Genomic DNA, 17,375 nt, shown 5'->3' with positions numbered 1-17,375 from the left:
TGAGAATCAATCAGTTGACGATCTGTGTCAGTGCGACTCGCGGCGCGTCGAGCCCTGCACCCGTCCGGTGGATGACGCTGTGACGGGCAGACATGCCCGGCAATATGATGATCTTGAGGCGTCAGCGCTTCCGCTTCCGTCGGGCGGCGGGGTCACGCTGGGCGACGTGCCGGGCGACCGCGTCGACGCTGGGGCAGGCATACCGCTCCAGGGGGGCGGAGGCGTGGCGGGAGCGGGCCAGGAGCATCGGGGTGGAGGTGCCGCCCCACGTGGGCAGCCGCGCGTTTGGCCAGCGCCTCCGGCAGCGCCGGATCGTCGATGACCGCGATGGGGACGGCAGGGGAGCACAATCGCCGATTCCGCCCCCATGAATCCGGGCAGTCTCCAAGCCCACCTGCGGGAGATCGGCGTCCCGCGACAGCGCGGCAGGACCTCCGCGATCCGCCAACTCGTCCTTCAGGGCCCCGGCCCCCGTCATCGCCAAGGCCCTCGGCTACCACGACAAACCGCCACCCGCCTGGTCACCGAGGTCGGAGGCACCTGGGCCCGCGCCCCCGGCGACCGCACACGGTGACACCAGGCACGGCCTCAACGAGGAATACGCGACACCTCAACATGCGAACCCACCAGTCTCACGGCCGCCATTGCACACGTGCTGGCCCTCCTGGAGAGGACCGTCACCGGGACCGGTTCCGCCGACGCGCGGCGGGAAGACGGGTGACTGTCCCCGACTGTTCGAGTTGCTCCCGGGTGTGCGCGAGCTCCAAGTCGAGCTCGGCCACGATCCGCCGCAGCGCGGCGCTGAGGGCTTGCTCGTTCGCGAGCCTTTTCGTGACGGCCGCCAGCTTCTCTTGCACCTCGCCGTAGCGGTCGGTGAGTTCCTGCATGGCAGCCGGTGTCGCGTTCTGAGCTTTGACGCGGGCCTGGAACTCCTCGATGAGGTCTCTGTGGTCGCCGTAGGCGACGTCTCGCCTCAGGCTGGACTCGCGCAGCAGCTCGGTGGCGGTGAGTTTTCCGGAAGCTGAGCGCAGGGGTGTGCCGGCCAGGAGGCGGTCAGCCGCGGTCCGAAGCGCGGCGCGTTCGGCTTCCAGATCCCGGGGGCGTCGGCTGGTCATGCGATCCTCTCCCCGGCGTCAGGGACGCCTTGTATTTGGTGGCGGTCGATGATCCCCGACAGCTGAGCGGCCTGCGCCGCCGCGCGGTCGCGCCGGGGCCTGGGTGCCAGTGGGTCGACAGCGTCGGCCCGATGCCGCTCGCGTCGGCGCTGCACGTCTTCGATGTCGCGGTCGGTGTAGGCGAGGTTGGCGCACGCGGATCGGCACTCCGACTCGTCCGGTGCGTCGTCGTCCGGCAGCCCGAGTGCGAGCTTGGCCAGGCGGCAGGCGGCCGTGGCCGCGCGCCGTACACAGGTCATGCCCTGCCCGTGATAGATCGCGGGATCCGTCTGCTCCAGAAGCCGTTCTGCGCTGCCGGCGCTTGTCACCACTCGGCCCTCGAACGACGCGGTGCGCTCCACGCGTACCCGGAGCCCTTTTCAAGCTGGCGGCGCTGACCGCGAGTTGGACTGTCCTGCACAACGACGAAGCTCCTGGTAGACGGGTTCTCGACGAAGATCACCCGTGTCCGCCAGGAGCTTCGCGTGCTTGTCTACCCGTCCTCGATTGATCTGTCCAGCCGCACCTTGCGGTTCCTGACCGGGCAACTGACAGCCCGGCGGCAGGAGATCGGAACGCGGTGGCGGCGCCTTCCTGCCGGACGTCAGGCCCTGCTCGCCCTGGCCCACCTGCGGTGCGGTGACACTTACGCCCAGCTCGCCGCCGGGTTCGGCATCGGGATCGCGACCGCGTACCGCTACATACGTGAAGCCGTCGAGGCCCTGGCCGCCCTTGCGCCGTCCCTGGACGAGGCGATGACGACTATCCGGGCGAAGGCGTTCGTCATCCTCGACGGCACCTTGCTGCCGATCGACCGCATCGCCGCCGACGCCCCGTACTACTCAGGGAAACATAAACGCCATGGCATGAACGTCCAGGTCCTCACCGATCCCTTCGGACGACTGCTCTGGGCCTCGCCGGCTCTGCCCGGCTCGACTCACGACCTGACCGCCGCGCGGCAGCACGGGATCATCGAAGCCCTCGCCGATGCGGGGCTCAATTGCTGGGCGGACAAGGCGTATCAAGGCGCCGGCGGATCCGTCCGGGTTCCGTTTCGGGGCCGCCGCCTCAAGCGATGGAAGCGTCGCCACAACACCAGCCACGCCAAGATCCGCTGCCTCGGCGAGCGGGCCATGGCCACCATCAAGGGCTGGCGCCTCCTGCGGAAGCTCCGCTGCAGCACCAACCGAATCACCGACGTGGTGAAGGCCGTCCTCGTCCTTCACCACGCATCAGCGTGAGGTTGGAAAAGGCTCCATGTCAGAGCGCGCAGGCTGACACGCCTCCCGAAATACGTTGCGTGCAGGTGTGGCTCAGCGGCCCACTGCCTTGGCCAGTTCCGCCTTGTTCATCGAGGAGCGGCCCTTGACGTTCTTGCGCTGCGCTTCGGCGTAGAGCTGGTCCTTGGTGCGGCCCTGCGCTCCCTTGTGGGAACGTTCGCCTCCTCGCTCGGAAGCCGACTTGGAGTCCTTGGTGGAGGTGCGGCTGGCCGTACGGGACTCACCGCTGCGGGCCCGCTCCTTGTTCACGGTGCGAGCGGCGATCTCCTCGGCTCGCTTCGTGGACTCCCCGCGCTGCTTCGCGCTCTCCTTGACGTGTTCGTACTGTCGTTCCCTCTTGCGGCTCGCTCCTGCGGGCATGACCGTTCCTCTCGTCGGGCAAAGGCCCCCTTCCAGGGGCTCACATCGTGCGGCATCTCGCCACGTGACTGCCAATACCAGGGAACACCCCGAGTACCCACCGTCGGCTACGTAATCCGATCCGGCGTCGTTGCCCGACACAAGATCCCCCACTCTTCCGCCATATCACCGAGCCAATCGGCTTCACCAACCCATGTGAACAGCGCCATGCCATCCGTGAAGGCCATCTGCGCTTTGGCGCACCGTCCGTCGTTTTCCCGGATACGCCGACGCAGAACGGACCAGCGAGACGCCTCATGACCAGTGAATTCGGTCAGTGCTCCTCGGGCCGACGCATCCAGCATCGCGGCGGCGTCGACAAAGTCGAACTCCGCGTAGAGAAACCGAGAACCGACATGCGAAGCCAGATCCAGGAATCCCTCGCCCGAGACCTCCCCGGCCTCGACACTGCGCAGCGACATCGTGCTGCTGTTCGGGCAGCGAAAGCATGTGCGGGACGAGACGGATTCGCCCACTCTCAGCGAGCGCTGACGCCTGTTCCGTCAGATCATCGAGATCGGTGGAGAAGCTGGCAGGTGCGACTGACGACATTTGCCTCTCGCCTCTCTTCAGACAGGACCGCAATAGCCCGGAATCTTCCGGGTGCCCCGGTCCATGAAGGTAAAGCTCCCGTCTGCGGCTTCTCGCCCAGGCCGCGGTCCTGCCCACCGCTGCCCGTGTCGGACACGTCCCGAGGGGTACCGCGCCGGTGACACCCATTGCGGTGCAGCTCTCGCATTCAAGCCCTCCGGAGGAGGTCCCCATGTCTCTGCGCACGCTTTCCCGCTCGTGGCGTCACTGGCGCCGCGGCGCTGATCTGAGCGTCCCGATGCACGCCACCGACGCCGAGGACACCAACCGCCGGTTTCTGCTCTACGGAGTCCTGCCCCTGTGGGTCGTACCTGCCGTGGCCGACTGGATCATGCACCGCAGGACGCACATCGAGACGACGAGCGGGACCAAGGAATCCGCCGTGCACGCGCTCATGATGACGGAGGCAGGCATCCCGGTCGCCATGGGCCTGCTCGCCCGGATCAACCCGCTCGTCCTCACCGTCATGGGCGGCGCGGCCCTCGCGCATTCGGCCACGGCCCTGTGGGACGTCACCCTCGCAACGGGCGAGCGCGAGGTACGCCCCGTCGAACAGCACATTCACAGCTTTCTCGAGGTGCTGCCCCTGACGGCGATGGCGTTCACCGCATGCCTGCACTCCGAGGAGGTGCGCGCCACCTTGCGCGGCGGCCGCGGGGCCGACGACTGGCGCCTGCTCCCCAAGAGGCATCCGCTGTCCGCCGGATACCTCGCCGCTCTGGCGGCGGTCATCGGCGCCGGCGTGGCCCTGCCCTACGCGGAGGAAATGCTTCGCTGCCTGCGTGCTCGGCCAACTGCCGCGTGACACGGCCCCGGACCGCCCGGGTCGAACCGCGCACACTGGTCGTACGACACCGGATCCTCGCCGGTCGAGGGCCGGAGCACGTCGCGCCGGACGGCCACTGCCGGCTCCTGACCGGGGTCGAGGACGGCCGCGTTCTGCGCGTTGATCCGGCGCCACCACACGCTGTCGAGCAGGTAGCGCACACGGGGGCCGTCCGCTCGGATCGACCGCGCAGACCGACGGCCGCGTTCTCGTCTGTGACGCGGAGCGGGGTCTGCTGCGGCTGTCTCCCGACGGGCTCCTCGATGTGTTGGCCGACCGGATCGGCGGAGAGCCGCTACAGGTGTGCAGCAACGTGGCGGTGGGGGCCGCGAGCCGCCGTGTGCGACGCGGCATGTGCCCACGCCAGCAGTAAGTACGGCCCCATATCCACAGACTCGGTTGGGTCGACGGCGAGGCCCTTCCCACCGGAGTCTTCGTTCTCAGCATCGGCACACGCACCGCACCCGGTCATGAACGAGGTACCGGCGCATCGGGGTCATCCGTCTCGATCTCCGTGTAGTGGCACCCCTGACCCAATGAGGCAACAGAAACCAACACAGTACGTACCAGAAGAGGATGATCCCGACGAGGGCCGGTCGTCTGCGGTTTGATCCGCCGTCCGCTGACCAGCCGGTGAAACGCGGCCGGTCCGATCAGCGCCCCGGTCGAGGCCGAACCGAGCAGGCCGTGATGACGTAGACCGTGCGGTCGGGTCGGACGGACCCGGAAAGCGCGGGGTGAAGACCGTGCGAGGAGCCCTGCTCCCCGCCCGGCAGGAAGCCGAGGTGGAGTCAGGCTGGCACCGCACGGAATCTCACGGGCAGGCTCGTGTCCTGTGGGTACCGGTCTCGTATGGGCGACATCCTCGTGGGCACCTGCTCGTGGACCGATCCGGCACTGGTGCGCAGCGGCTGGTATCCGGCCGGTCAGCGGGATGCGGAAGGACGGCTGCGGTACTACGCCGGGCGGTTTCCGGTCGTCGAGGCCGACGCGTCGTACTACGCCTTGCCTCAAGAACGGGTCAGCCGGATGTGGGTGGAGCGCACGCCGGACGGATTCGCCTTTGGCGTAAAGGCGTTCTCATTGTTGACCGGGCATCCCACCCGCGAGTCGATGATGCCGGAAGGGCTGCCGGCCGATGCGCGGGACGGCGGTGTGCTCGACGAGGTGTGGTCGCGGTTCGCTGAGGGAGTAGGGCCGTTGCGGCGGGCGGGGCGGCTCGGCAGCGTGCTGTTCCAGTTCCCGCCGTGGCTGGGGCCCGGAGCTCGGGCCGAGCGGATCCTGGCGCAGACCGCCCGACGCACGACCGGCTGGCCTGTCGCTGTGGAGTTCCGGCATCCCGACTGGTGGCGTGAAGGGCAGGCCGAGTTGACGTGCGCCCTGCTCACGGACCATGGCATGGCCGCCGTCGCCGTCGACATGGTCCAAGGGCTGCCTTCCTCCCTGCCGCCCGCCACACCCGTCACCAATTCGCGGCTGGCCGTCGTGCGGTTCCATGGACGCAGCGCTTCATGGGGGCGAGGGAGCAAGGAGGGGCGCTTCCGGTACGCGTACTCCGAAGGAGAACTCGCCGAGTGGCTGCCTCGGTTGCATGAGCTGGCCGGGGAGGCGAAGCGGGTCCACGTGCTCTTCAACAACTGCTGCGGTGGCGCCTCGGTGCGGGCCGCGGAGCAGATGGACCGCCTGCTGCGCGTAGGTGACTGGCGTGGGTGATCGACGACAGCTCAGCGGGGCCGTCTCCGTGCCGGTCACCGCGATCACCTCATCCACGGTGAACGCGGAGCCCGGCGTCGGACACCAGGCACACGCATGGCGGAGCTGAACCGTCCGGGATCAGTTCTGACACCCCCTGTCGACACCTTCCGGTGCCCTCTCACCAGCCAATGTCTGGCTGCGAGGGCCGCGATCCGAGCCGCCTTCGCCACGATTCAGCTGTCGTCCTCTGGGCACTCCTAATTGTCGGCGCACACCCGTGCCGTACGTGCACGGTGCGTCACGACGCGCTTCGAGTGGCCGATCGTGGCGCGGCGTCGCAAGGTGAGAGGACGGTCCGGTTCTGATCTCCGTGATCCCCAGTGTGGTGAGCACTGCATGACGACACAGCCCAGGGCGGGGGACGCAGTACAGCTGCCCCGCCGAAGCCGTCTGCTGGCGCCTCGAGGCGTGTACAAGCCCGACGACGACACCGCGCTCCTGCTGCGGGCCCTCGACCACGAACCCGTTGACCCACATACCGCCGTGCTGGACCTGGGCACCGGCTCAGGTGCGCTGGCGCTCGCGGCCGCGCGGTACGGGGCGCGGGTGACCGCGGTCGACATCTCGTGGCGGGCGGTGTGGACGACGCGCCTGAACGCACTGCTCAACGGTGCCGCCGTCACTGTCCGACAGGGCGACCTCGGCGCGGTACCGGGCTTCGGCACATTCGGCCTGGTCCTGAGTAATCCGCCCTATGTGCCCTCCCCGTGGTCTCTGCCGCAGCGCGGCGCGGCGCTGGCGTGGGAGGGCGGGCTTTCCGGTCGTACCGTCGTCGACCGGGTCTGTGCCGCCGCCGCACGGGCCCTGCGCCCCGGCGGCACGCTGCTGATTGTCCACTCCGCGCTGTGTGGCGAGGACGAGAGCCTGGAGCACCTCGACGGACTCGGTATGAAAGCGGCAGTGATCGACCGGGCCTTCGTGCCTTTCGGCCCGGTGATGCGAGCACGCCGGAGCTGGCTCTGCACCCAGGGTCTCCTTTGCAGGGAAGCGACGATGGAAGAGCTGGTGGTCATCCGTGCCGAACTCCTCTGAGCGCCCGCGTCGTATCAGGGTCGACCGCGAGGGCCCCTTGCTCGTGGAGGGGCCGGTCGAGGTGACCGTCGGCGAAGGCGTGGTGCACGAGTCCCACCGCTTTCAGGTCGCGATCTGCACCTGCCGACGCAGCCGTACCTTCCCCTGGTGCGACACCAGCCACCGCCGCAAAGCCACGCAGGAACCCGCCTCGGCGGCCGGACCGCGCCGGAGGAGAGGAGACATGGCCCCTAGGCGCCTGAAGCCCTCGCCTCGACCGCCGGAGTCGCGCATTCGACAGCCCGAACTCCCCGTTCCGCGGGGGGACTTGTCCAGTCGGGTGATCGCGGCGCTAGGCGATGGCGTCCCTCCCGACCTCCTCGCGCAGCAGCGCGGAATCACCGCCGCCAAGCCGTACGGCGAAGACCTCCAGCTCGCCCTGTACGTGCTCTACGAGCTCCACTACCAGGGGTTTCAGGGCGTCGATCCTGAACTGGAGTGGGAGCCGGGTCTGCTGGCTCTGCGTCGTCTGCTCGAGCAACATTTCCTGGCCGAGCTGCGTCTCGACGCGGCGCCTCAGGCGGATGCCGCCCAGGCGCTGGCCGATCTGCAGATCGAGCCTGCCGGTCACCAGGCCGGCAGCGTGAGCCACTACCTTGAACGTGACGGGGACACAGGGCAGTTCAGGGAGTACGCCGCCCTGCGCTCGCTCTACCACCTCAAGGAAGCCGACCCTCACGCCTGGGTCATCCCCCGCCTGCACGGCCGGGCCAAGGCCGCGATGGCGGCCGTCGAGTACGACGAGTTCGGGGCCGGACGGGCCGAGAACATTCATGCCGGTCTGTTCGCGGACCTGATGAGGGGCCTCGGCCTGGAGACCGCGTACGGCCACTACCTCGACGCTGCCCCGGCGGCCGCCCTCGCCACGGTCAACGTCATGTCCCTGTTCGGTCTGCACCGCAGCCTGCGCGGCGCCCTGGTGGGCCATTTCGCGACGGTCGAGATCACTTCGTCGCCGGGCTCGCGACGCCTGGCCAACGCCCTGCGGCGGCTGGACGCGGGCCCGGCGGCCCAACGGTTCTACGACGAACATGTGGAGGCGGACGCGGTGCACGAACAGGTGGTCCGCCACGAGGTCGTAGACGGCCTGCTGCGCGCCGAACCCTTCCTCGACGGAGACGTCGCCTTCGGCGTGAGCGCCACCGGATTCCTTGAAGACCGCCTCGGCGAACAGCTGTTGACCCGATGGCGACAGGGCAGGAGCGCGCTGCTGCGCCCCCTGCCGGACACGGACACACCGCCGCAAGGAGTTACACCGTGAGTACGCACGCTGCCGTCTTCGACGTGGACGGCACCCTCGTGGACACCAATCACCTGCACACGGTGTGCTGGTGGGAGGCGTTGCGCCAGGCAGGCCACCACGTCTCCATGACATCGGTGCACAGCGCCATCGGGCTCGGCTCGACCGACCTGCTGGAGCACCTACTGGGCCAGGACCGGGATCGGGACGAGGACTCCGCCATCAGCGCCGGCCACAAGGCCCTGTACGGCACCTGGCACGAGCGCCTCGCCCCCTTCGACGGTGCCCGCGACCTCCTACGGCGACTGCACGCGGACGGCCGTCCCGTTGTACTCGCCACGTCCGCGAGCGGGCCCGAACTCAAGGCTCTCAGAGCGGCGATCGACGCGGACGAGGCGATCGCCGAGACCGCGAGCGCCGACGACGTGGACGCGGGCAAACCGGCACCCGATCCGGTCCGGCACGCCCTGGAGTTGGTGGGAGCCCAGGCCCGGGGCAGCGTCTTCGTCGGCGACTCGGTCTGGGACATGCGGGCAGGGCGACGCGCTGGCGTCCTCCCCATCGCCGTACTGAGCGGCGGAGTGTGCCGCGCCGAACTGGAGGACGCAGGGGCCGCGGAGGTGTACACGGACACGGCCGACCTGCTGAGGAACCTCAACGGCAGCGCGCTCGGACGGGGCTGAGAGGTCGGGCATCCGGCCGCCGGGGTCCGCCCGTTCAGGCCGCCGGTTCGTCCTCTTCAGGTTTTCGAAGGTCATCGGCCGACACCGCACCCTCCTCCCCGACGCCCGCTCAGAGGCAGTCGCGAGGGACAGACTCGTTCCACGTCCGTCAGACGACGCGCCGCCGTCCCCAGAACGCGTCGAGTGTCGCCGAGACGTGAAACTCCTGCTCGTCGCAGGTGAGTTCCGGGCGGGTGCCGATCTCCGTGTCCCAGTCGCCCCGGTGGAAACGCATCGTCCACGTGGACCCGCGGGTCGTCGACGTGAAGTCGGCGGCCACAGCACCGGCGTAACGCGGGACGATCAGCAACTGTCCCGGCCGGCGGAGGCCCGGTACGGGTCACACGTCGTCCTGCGCTCGTCTGTCCGTTCGCTCTCAGACCTGAGCGAGCCGTTCGCGGATCGCCGTCACGAAGTCGTCCAGGTCCTTCGGGGTGCGGGAAGTGATCAGCGGGTAGCCGCCCTCCGCGTCCACGACAACCGGTTCGTCCACCCACGCCTCGGCGCCGGCGTTGGTGATGTCGGTGCGCAGGGACGGGTACGAGGTGAGGGTCTTGCCCCGCAGCACGTCGGCCTCCACCAGCGCCCACGGGCCGTGGCAGATGGCGGCGACGGGTCGGCCACTCGCGGCGAACGCCTTCACCGTGTCGACGGCGGCCGTCTCCAGGCGCAGGTGGTCTGCGTTGAGCGTGCCGCCGGGGATGAGCAGCAGGTCGTGCGGGGCGGCGCCCAGAGCCTCGTGGGACACGTCCGGGTCCACGCTCTCGCCGGGGTCCTTGTCCCCCTGCAGCGTCTGGACGAGGTCCGTGCTGACCGCAGCGACGGTGACGTCGACGCCGTCCTTGCGCAACTCCCGCAGTGGGACGAGCAGTTCGTCCTGTTCGACGCCGTAGTTGGTGACGAGGGCCAGGACGCTGCGGCCGTCGAGTCGTCGGTCAGTCATGGGGTGAACCTTTCTGCGCGCGGGGTGGGTTGTACGAGTGCCGCTCTGATCCGGACGGGCTCCGGCCCTGTCATCCGGCCGGGTAGGGGTGTTCCTTCAGGAGCTTCGCGAGATGGACGGTGTTGACGGCGAGCGTGTGGGTCGTGTCCGCCACGGCCTCGGGTGTCCCGTCGAGGTCCTTGTAGTCGGTGCCCTGCTGGGCCTCCCCGACCCAGTACGTGACGGCGCCGGGGGCGAGGGAGAAACCGACGTCGTTCAGCGCCTGGAAGACGTCCGCGCTGACCTTGTGCGCGCCGTCCTCGTTGCCGACCACAGCGACCGCGGCGACCTTGTCGTACAGGAGGGGGCGCCCCTGCTCGTCGGTCTGCGACGACTCGGCGTTCAGCCGTTCCAGAACCCGCTGGCAGATGCTGGAGGGGTGGCCCAGCCAGATCGGGGTGGCGATCACGAGGATGTCGGCCTGGTGCACCTTCTCGCGCAGCATTGGCCAGGCGTCGCCCTCCCCCATGTCCACCCCGATGCCGGGACGTACGTCGTGGTCGGCGACACGGACCGTCTCGGTCGGCACACCGAGCTTGTCGAGTTCGGCGGAAATCTGGTCCGAGAGCAGCAGGCTGCTGGAGGGGGCGGGGGAAGAGTTGAGCGTGCAGACCAAGGAAAGGGCGCGCATGGTGAACTTCTCCTTGTACGAGGATGGCGTGGGCGGGATCACCGGATCAGGTGGGCGGCGGGCCCGGCAGCGGGGTGCGCAGCGCACTGTGGTCCTCGCGCCACGCGGTGAGCTGGGCCGCCGCTCGTGCGTCGGCGCATGCCGTTCCGGGCATCGACCGAGCGGGAGCGCGGCGCTGACGCAAGGTCACCGGTCGTCAAGCCGCGGAAGGACTTCGCTGCGGTAGAAGTCGAAGAAGCCCTGCTGGTCGGGCCCGATCTGGCCGACGTACACCTCGTCGAATCCCGCGTCGACGTACGCGGCGACGGCGCGGACGTGCTCGTCCACGTCGTCTCCGCAGACCATGCCATCGGCGACGGCCTCCTCGGTCACGAGCGTCGACGCCTGCTCGAAATGGGCCGGGTCGGGCAGCACCTGACCGAGTTCGCCCGGCAGGAACTGGGTCGGCCACAGCCGGTGGGCCGTCTTGACCGCCTGGCCCGAGTCGGCGCCCCAGCACACCTTCACACCCCCGAGTACGGGCTTCTGGCCGCCTCCCGCGCGCCGGAACTGCCCCACCAGATCGGCATCCGGCGTCATCGTGACGAATCCGTCCCCGATCCGGCCGGCCAGCGCCGCGGCCTTGGGGCCGAACCCGGAGACATAGATGGGCACAGGCTCGTCGGGCACCGTGTACAGGCGGGCGTTCTCCACGGTGTAGTGCTTGCCGCGGTGGGTGACCTCGTCGCCGCTCTGCAAGCTCCGGATGACCTGGACCGCCTCCTCCAGCATCTCCAGGCGTACGTCGACGGCGGGCCAGGCGTCGCCGAGGATGTGCTCGTTGAGGGCCTCACCGCTGCCCACGCCGAACCTGAAGCGGTTGCCGGTGAGCACTCCTGAGGTGGCGACGGCCTGAGCGTTGATCGCCGGGTGCATACGAACGGTGGGGCAGGTGACGAACGTCGTCACGGGCAGTGACGTCGCCTGTGCGAGCGCACCGATCATCGACCACACGAAAGGGCTCTGCCCCTGCTCGCCCGTCCACGGGTGGTAGTGGTCGGAAATGGCCAGGCAGGTGAACCCCGCCTGTTCCGCGGCGCGAGCCTGCTCCAGCAGTTCGGCGGGCGTGAACTCCTCGCTCGCCAGAAAGTATCCGAAACGCGTCATTGCCTGCTCCTCACTGCATCGTCATGCGCCGTCGAAGGCCCGCCGCGTCAGCCCTTTCGCGGGGTCTCACCCGGCTCCCAGTCCGACCCGGCGCGGGCCCGCGGCTTCCTCGGCGCCACCCTGATCAGCCTGCGCGATCCCGGCAAGGGGCACCACACGAAAGGGTTCGAGTGGCCCGTGTACCCAGGGGCCGCAGTCCAAGTCAGGAAAACTCCGGCGAGCCCGAGGCCCGAGGTCCTCGGACGCGGGGTCAGGGACGGGGGCGCAGTTCGGGTGCGGTGGGGGGCCGGCCGGTGAGGTTGGTGATCAGTTCGGTGCACAGGTCGCGGAGTTTGATGTTGCGGTGCTGGGAGGCGGAGCGCAGGATGTCGAAGGCTGCCTCCGCGGTGCATTTGCGTTGACCCATGACCACGCCGAGAGCCTGGTCGATGACGCTGCGATACCTCATGGCCTCTTGGAGCTGGTCGGCGAATTCCTGCGCGTCGGTCATGCGTTGGGCCAGCGCGATGGCGCCCGTGGCCTGGGCGGCCAGGGAGCGCAGAGGGGCGAGATCGTCTTGTTCGAACGCGTCGGGCGGAGCGGCGTACAGGTTGAGCGCGCCGGCGCTCTGGGTGCCGGGCGCGACCGGCAGGGAGAACGAGGACCGGATCCCGCAGGCCGCGGCGTAGGCCGGATAGTCGCCCCACCGGGTCTCCCGGACCATGTCGTGGACGAGCAGTTCCCTGCCGCTGCGCAGGGACTGCAGGCAGGGACCGTCGTCCTGTCCGTACTGCTTCTCATCCAGCTTGGCCGCCGCGGTGCCGGCGCTGACCACGGTCAGCGGCCGGCCGTCGCGCTGCAGCGTCAGGCCGGCACCCACGGCGTGAGACAGGTCGACGGCGGCATCGGCCAGTGTCTGCAGCAGGCCTTCGAGCGAATCGGTTTCCAGCAGCCACTGGGTGATGTGACTGCCGTCGTACCCGTCCTCGGCACGCATCAGAGGTCCCTTCGCAGGGCCCGTGGCATCGCGTCTGCCACCGGGGCTACGGAATCCAACGTCCGAAGGAACACCTCCAGTGTCACCACTGCCTGACGCCGGCGGAATCGCCGACGCAGCGCGGCCTTCTCACTGTCACGGGTAACCATCCGAAGGCCCCCGCTCAGCCGAGCCGCCCGGACTCGGCCACCAGCCCGGTCGTCACCGATGAGACCTTCCTCCCCGCCCGGCGCCGGCTGTTCATGACGGCCACCCCGCGGGTGGACGCGGCCGCCGCGAGCCGTCACGGCTACCTGTCCATGGACGACACCGACCTGTTCGGGCCGGTGCTGTACGACTATCCCTTCGGCCGCGGCATCGCCGAGGGCTATGTCGCCGACTACCGCCTCTACGTGGTCGGCATCCGCGAATCTGAAGCACGGTCCCAGCTCGCCGACACCGGCCGCGAGTATGTCGACGGGCGTGGCGGCCCCAGCCTGCAGACCCTCGTTGCGCAGGCCGCCCTCATCCGCCCTGCCTCGCTGACCAGGCTGTTCGCCTCAGACGAGCGCCGTGTCGAACACGTCCCGGTGGGCGTAGGTGAAGGCGTGCTCCCGCCGACTCCACTCGATCCGGTCACTCAGCACGTCGGGAGCGGCCGGCGCCGTCTCCGGCTGAGCCAGGAACTCGGACCAGAACCGGACGTTGCGCACCTGACGTTCGAGGATGCAGTCGACCAGAGCGTGCCGCTCGGCCTCGCCCAGGCCATAGGCATCGGCGATGAGCCGGACCTGTTCAGCCTGGCGCTCCAGCGGCATGCGCTGCTTCGACGAAATCGTCCAGGTCCAGGATAGGTATCCGAGGTCCTCCAGACGGCTGCCCGGCGCGGCTTCGGACCAGTCGATGATTGCCGCAGGAACCTCGTCCTGGAAGACGAAGTTGTTCGGGCCAGGATCGTGATGACAGACGACGTCGAAGCGGCCGGCGAGTTCACTTCCGCGGGTGGCGTCGTGCGCCTGCCGCAGCAAAACCGCTGCGGCATGCACCTGGGCATCGGACCACGGCTGGAAGCGTGCGGGAACCTCTCCCTCGATAAAGCCGAGAAGGTCTTTCCCATCGACCTGCCCGAGATACCTCGGCGCATTGTCAAAACTCTGCTGCTCGAACAATTTCAGGAGACGAGCCATAAATTCTGATGACTCCGTTGCGGGCTTTCGCACGGTGTCATCGACCCGTACTACGCCCGCCGCCATTCGACCGCCTTCAAGGGCAACCGCACCGGCCAACGCATCACTCATGGCTGCCACTCCTGCGCATTGATCATCAAAACCCACCCGGGCACCACACAGCACTCTTTTACATCGGAGCACGAGAGCCCGTCCTGCAACCCGAGCGATGCTAGCGGAGCCGGAGCCCACAGCGGCGAAAGGATCGCAGAAGTGGGTGCAGGGTGATGAAACTGCGCCGCTTTCAAGATCGAATCTCGCTATCCCCGGACCGCAGATGACGACGCTCGATCGAACTGCCGCTTGGCTTGCCCAGGGCGAATGAAGCACGAGTCGCCTGGTCGCGCACCTCGCCACCGTCGGCTGGCCTCCGCGGAGGATGGCTCAGATTCGCCCCTCGTCCTTAACTGGCGCAACACAGGTGCCCTCGGCGATCACGCCGAGGGCACGCGCCAGCAGGGACCATGTCAGGGCACCAGGAGCGAACGGAGCGCACCGATGTCCTCGGCAGTGACTCCGTGGGCCTCGATGTAGGAGTCCAGGCCGCCATGTGTGCGGTTGATCGCTTCCATGGCGGACTGGAGGAGCCCTTCGGTCACGGGGTGCGAGTACCTGGTGACCCCTTCCTCGTCGGTGAAGGGGGTGGGACCGGCCGTCAGCGTCAGCTCGATGTTCGACTGGACGAAGTGGCCGACGATGTCCTGCCAGGGAGCCCCGAGGAGCGACTGGATCACGGCCACCGCGAGGCCTGTCCGGTCCTTGCCCACAGCGCACTGGACGATCGCGGGCAGAGTGCCCGGGCGGATCAGCCGGTGCACCAGGCGCCCGATCGCCGGCCCCATGTACACCGCCATGAAGGGGTACAGCTGTGCGGGATCGACCGGCCAGGCCTTGCCCTCGAATCCAGAGAAGTCCGTGAAGCCGAGCTCCACCAGCCCCGCCCGGTCGGGGAGCGCAGGAAGGGAGACCCATTCAACACCCGCGTTATGTCTGTTGCCCGGCCATACGGCCGTCTCAGCATTACCGCGTAGGTCGATCACGGTGCGAATGCCGAGCTGGCTGATGCGCTCTGCACCTTCTTCTGTGAGCCGGTTCAGAGATCCTGACCGGTAGAGCCGCCCGGTTCGCAACGGGGATATTGCAGCGTCTCGGAGGTTGCGCACGTTCGGTACGTCCATCGCATGGCTCTGGGGTGGGCGACTTGCCGACTCTTCGGATATTTGTGGGCGCGTCATGCCGCAAGAATAGCGAGCTGAATTTCCCCTGTCGCCAGCGAAGTTCCGCCATTTCTGATTGCTGATTGATCACTGAATGCATTCCAGATCAATAAACCAGCCATCGATGCCATTTCGAAGCACATGGGCGCATGATGGATGCTTCTGTGCGCCCCCACGACCCAGGGTCATTGCGTGTTCGGGATCGGTCCGGTTCGCCGGTCTCGCGCATGACATGACGTCATGTCCCGGTGCGGGGTGGGACGTTCCCGGGAAGCAGCGCTGGTGATCATGTGGTTGTCGAGACCCATGAGAACCGAGCGAGACCGTGCCTGCCCGAACATCATCGCCCATGACCACCGGGCTGGGGCAACTGGCCTTCCCGAACCTCCGCCTCACCCAGCAGGACGCCGCCGACCTGCGTCGCTTCTTGATCTGGGTGCCCGATCCACGCGGCCTGCGGGGGCGGCGGTATCCCCTGCTCCCGCTGCTTTGTGCGGCCGCCGCCGCAGTCCTGACCGGCGCACGCTCCCTCATCGCGATCGGCGAATGGATAACGGACGCCCCGCAGCCCGTCCTGAGGGTCCTCGGCTTCCCGGCCGACCCGCTCACCGGCATCCGGCCGACGCCGCACGCGGCCACGGTCCGCCGCCTGCTCCAACGCGTCGACGGCGACGCCCTCGACGCGGCCATTGGTGCATACCTCCAGGCCAGAACACCACCGTCGCAACTGCCCGAGCCGTCGCCGAAGCCGTCGTTGCGAGCGATCGCGGTCGACGGCAAGACCGTGCGCGGCTCTCGTACGACCACGGCCTCCGCGATCCAACTGCTGGCCGCGATGGACCACCACGGCGTGGTCCTGGCCCAGCGGCAGGTCGCCTCCAAGAGCAACGAAATCCCCGCCTTCCAGCCCCTGTTGGACACCATCGACCTGGAAAGCACCGTGCCGACCACAGACGCCCTGCACACCCAGCACACCCACGGCGCCTATCTCCGCACGCGCGGCGCCCACTACCTGGCCATCGTCAAGAAGAATCATCCCGGTCTGTATGAGCAGGTCAGGAAGCTGCCGTGGGCCGAGATCCCGCTGGAGCACCGCACCCGCGACAAGGCTCACCACCGCGTGGAGATCCGTCGGCTCAAGGCCGCAGCCTTCCGCCACCTCGACTATCCCGGCGCTCGCCAGGCCATCCAAGTCGTCCGATGGCGAAGGGAGTTGAGTACGGGCAAGCTCACCGTCGAGCGGGTCTACGTGATCACCAGCCTGGACATCTACGACGCCACCCCGGCCCAGCTCGCCGCCTGGATCAGAGGCCACTGGGGCATCGAGAACCTCCTGCACCACGTCCGTGACCGCACCTTCCGCGAGGACGACTCCAAGGTCCGCACCGGCCACCTGCCCCGCACCATGGCCGGCCTGCGCAACCTCGCCATCAGCGTCTTCCGCCAGAACGGCGAGACCAACATCGCCGCCGCCCACCGCCACACCAGCCGCGACTACCACCGCCCGCTGTCAGCCCTCGGTCTCACGTGATCAGCCCGGACGATCGCGATCATGCAATGACTCTGATTTGGGAGCCATCGTTTCAGGCCGATTGGGGCCAGGGGTGTCGGTGAGTTGGGGAGCCAGTCAGTGCGATGGTCTGTGACATGCCGCAGTTGACGTAACGGGGTGGGTTGGGCTGCGTAGCCGTTCACGCCAGGTCTTGTTGATCACGCTCATGTCAGGAGAACCGTGCATCCAGGTCGCACGAGTGACTTTTCGAGGAGATCCGGCAGGCCCGGCGAGATGATCCGTCGGCGTTGAGGGAGCCAGTCCTGCGCTCGAGGCCGTGACGGAGGTTCGGAGAACAGTTTCTAATTCGAAATGGTGCACGCTTTATCGTTTCCTCATATTTTCGTCCGCAATCTATGGAAGTACTTGCCGATACTCCGTTAGCGTTGCCCGCAACTGGCCCGCACCATGCGGGGATGGCTCATCTCAGGCATGGACTACAAGGGCGGCAACATGTCCGAGTCTGTGCTTGAGCACACAGCTAATAACAACGGGAACCTGAAAGGGTCGACATTGACCACACCAACAGTGCAGTCATCATCGCTATCTTCACCGCGAGATTCGGCATCACAGTCTTCACCACACGACGTTCAGCGCCTCCGACGCCTTACTCGCCGAGGAGGAATTG

The 17,375-nt window shown here is 68.1% G+C and carries 19 protein-coding genes and 1 pseudogene; 9 read left to right on the top strand and 11 right to left on the bottom strand.

Going from position 1 to position 17,375, the window contains the following annotated elements; translation table 11 throughout:
* Positions 1–677: 677 nt before the first annotated feature.
* Both QF035_RS53775 and QF035_RS53770 read right to left on the bottom strand, forming a co-directional pair.
* On the bottom strand, positions 678–1,115 hold the full coding sequence (locus QF035_RS53775) for a hypothetical protein (RefSeq protein WP_307530409.1): 438 nt from the start codon (positions 1,113–1,115) through the stop codon (positions 678–680).
* Positions 1,112–1,516 carry a hypothetical protein gene (locus QF035_RS53770; protein WP_307530407.1) on the bottom strand — a complete coding sequence of 135 codons (405 nt, stop codon included), beginning with the start codon at positions 1,514–1,516 and terminating at the stop codon, positions 1,112–1,114. The genes QF035_RS53775 and QF035_RS53770 overlap by 4 nt, the downstream gene beginning before the upstream one ends.
* Before the next feature lie 123 nt (positions 1,517–1,639).
* Here QF035_RS53770 and QF035_RS53765 point away from each other — a divergent pair, with 123 nt between their 5' ends.
* Complete coding sequence (locus tag QF035_RS53765) at positions 1,640–2,395, top strand: transposase family protein (protein WP_307521419.1); 756 nt, start codon at positions 1,640–1,642, stop codon at positions 2,393–2,395.
* A gap of 72 nt (positions 2,396–2,467) precedes the next feature.
* Here the strand turns inward: QF035_RS53765 and QF035_RS53760 are convergent, their stop codons facing one another.
* Together QF035_RS53760 and QF035_RS53755 are read right to left on the bottom strand one after the other, a co-directional pair.
* Positions 2,468–2,794, bottom strand: coding sequence for a plasmid stabilization protein (locus tag QF035_RS53760; RefSeq protein WP_307517538.1), 327 nt, complete (start codon positions 2,792–2,794; stop codon positions 2,468–2,470).
* A 107-nt stretch (positions 2,795–2,901) separates the two neighbouring features.
* Positions 2,902–3,255 (bottom strand): hypothetical protein, encoded by a 354-nt coding sequence (locus QF035_RS53755; RefSeq protein WP_307530405.1) that lies wholly within the window; start codon positions 3,253–3,255, stop codon positions 2,902–2,904.
* 341 nt (positions 3,256–3,596) lie between these two features.
* Between QF035_RS53755 and QF035_RS53750 the strand changes: the two genes are divergently transcribed.
* The 7 genes and pseudogenes from QF035_RS53750 (at position 3,597) to QF035_RS53725 (ending at position 8,999) form a co-directional block, all read left to right on the top strand.
* Complete coding sequence (locus tag QF035_RS53750) at positions 3,597–4,229, top strand: diguanylate cyclase (RefSeq protein ID WP_307517541.1); 633 nt, start codon at positions 3,597–3,599, stop codon at positions 4,227–4,229.
* On the top strand, positions 4,226–4,861 hold the full coding sequence (locus tag QF035_RS53745; RefSeq protein WP_307530403.1) for a hypothetical protein: 636 nt from the start codon (positions 4,226–4,228) through the stop codon (positions 4,859–4,861). The genes QF035_RS53750 and QF035_RS53745 overlap by 4 nt, the downstream gene beginning before the upstream one ends.
* Before the next feature lie 241 nt (positions 4,862–5,102).
* Positions 5,103–5,963, top strand: coding sequence for a DUF72 domain-containing protein (locus QF035_RS53740; protein ID WP_307530402.1), 861 nt, complete (start codon positions 5,103–5,105; stop codon positions 5,961–5,963).
* Between the two features lie 378 nt (positions 5,964–6,341).
* Positions 6,342–7,037 carry a HemK2/MTQ2 family protein methyltransferase gene (locus tag QF035_RS53735; RefSeq protein WP_307530400.1) on the top strand — a complete coding sequence of 232 codons (696 nt, stop codon included), beginning with the start codon at positions 6,342–6,344 and terminating at the stop codon, positions 7,035–7,037.
* Positions 7,021–7,191, top strand: a pseudogene (locus QF035_RS56135) (CDGSH iron-sulfur domain-containing protein); the annotation flags it as partial. The gene QF035_RS53735 and the pseudogene QF035_RS56135, both read left to right, overlap by 17 nt.
* Before the next feature lie 69 nt (positions 7,192–7,260).
* Positions 7,261–8,337, top strand: coding sequence for an iron-containing redox enzyme family protein (locus QF035_RS53730; RefSeq protein ID WP_307532013.1), 1,077 nt, complete (start codon positions 7,261–7,263; stop codon positions 8,335–8,337).
* Complete coding sequence (locus tag QF035_RS53725; protein WP_307530398.1) at positions 8,334–8,999, top strand: HAD family hydrolase; 666 nt, start codon at positions 8,334–8,336, stop codon at positions 8,997–8,999. Before QF035_RS53730 ends, QF035_RS53725 begins: the two co-directional genes overlap by 4 nt.
* A 148-nt stretch (positions 9,000–9,147) precedes the next feature.
* Here QF035_RS53725 and QF035_RS53720 read toward each other — a convergent pair whose 3' ends face one another.
* The 7 genes from QF035_RS53720 to QF035_RS53690 form a co-directional block, all read right to left on the bottom strand.
* Positions 9,148–9,318, bottom strand: a complete 171-nt coding sequence (locus QF035_RS53720; protein ID WP_307530396.1) for a hypothetical protein — start codon at positions 9,316–9,318, stop codon at positions 9,148–9,150.
* A 96-nt stretch (positions 9,319–9,414) separates the two neighbouring features.
* Positions 9,415–9,981, bottom strand: coding sequence for a type 1 glutamine amidotransferase domain-containing protein (locus QF035_RS53715; protein WP_307530394.1), 567 nt, complete (start codon positions 9,979–9,981; stop codon positions 9,415–9,417).
* A gap of 70 nt (positions 9,982–10,051) precedes the next feature.
* A complete protein-coding gene (locus tag QF035_RS53710; protein ID WP_307530391.1) occupies positions 10,052–10,651 on the bottom strand; it encodes a flavodoxin family protein in 600 nt (199 codons plus the stop codon).
* A gap of 186 nt (positions 10,652–10,837) precedes the next feature.
* Positions 10,838–11,797 carry an LLM class F420-dependent oxidoreductase gene (locus QF035_RS53705; RefSeq protein ID WP_307530389.1) on the bottom strand — a complete coding sequence of 320 codons (960 nt, stop codon included), beginning with the start codon at positions 11,795–11,797 and terminating at the stop codon, positions 10,838–10,840.
* A 250-nt stretch (positions 11,798–12,047) separates the two neighbouring features.
* On the bottom strand, positions 12,048–12,773 hold the full coding sequence (locus tag QF035_RS53700; protein WP_307530387.1) for a GAF and ANTAR domain-containing protein: 726 nt from the start codon (positions 12,771–12,773) through the stop codon (positions 12,048–12,050).
* Positions 12,774–13,312: 539 nt separating this feature from the next.
* Complete coding sequence (locus tag QF035_RS53695; RefSeq protein ID WP_307530385.1) at positions 13,313–14,050, bottom strand: phosphotransferase family protein; 738 nt, start codon at positions 14,048–14,050, stop codon at positions 13,313–13,315.
* 395 nt (positions 14,051–14,445) lie between these two features.
* Positions 14,446–15,156, bottom strand: a complete 711-nt coding sequence (locus QF035_RS53690; RefSeq protein WP_307530382.1) for a tyrosine-protein phosphatase — start codon at positions 15,154–15,156, stop codon at positions 14,446–14,448.
* 388 nt (positions 15,157–15,544) lie between these two features.
* On the opposite strand from QF035_RS53690, the gene QF035_RS53685 reads away from it, so the two are divergent.
* Positions 15,545–16,726, top strand: coding sequence for an ISAs1 family transposase (locus QF035_RS53685; protein WP_307530380.1), 1,182 nt, complete (start codon positions 15,545–15,547; stop codon positions 16,724–16,726).
* The last annotated feature ends 649 nt before the right edge of the window (positions 16,727–17,375 follow it).

It is taken from the genome of Streptomyces umbrinus, from assembly GCF_030817415.1.
GTDB lineage: Bacteria > Actinomycetota > Actinomycetes > Streptomycetales > Streptomycetaceae > Streptomyces > Streptomyces umbrinus_A.
The sequence above is the reverse complement of the archived record's forward strand: the minus strand, read 5'-3'. Positions and strand labels throughout refer to the sequence as shown.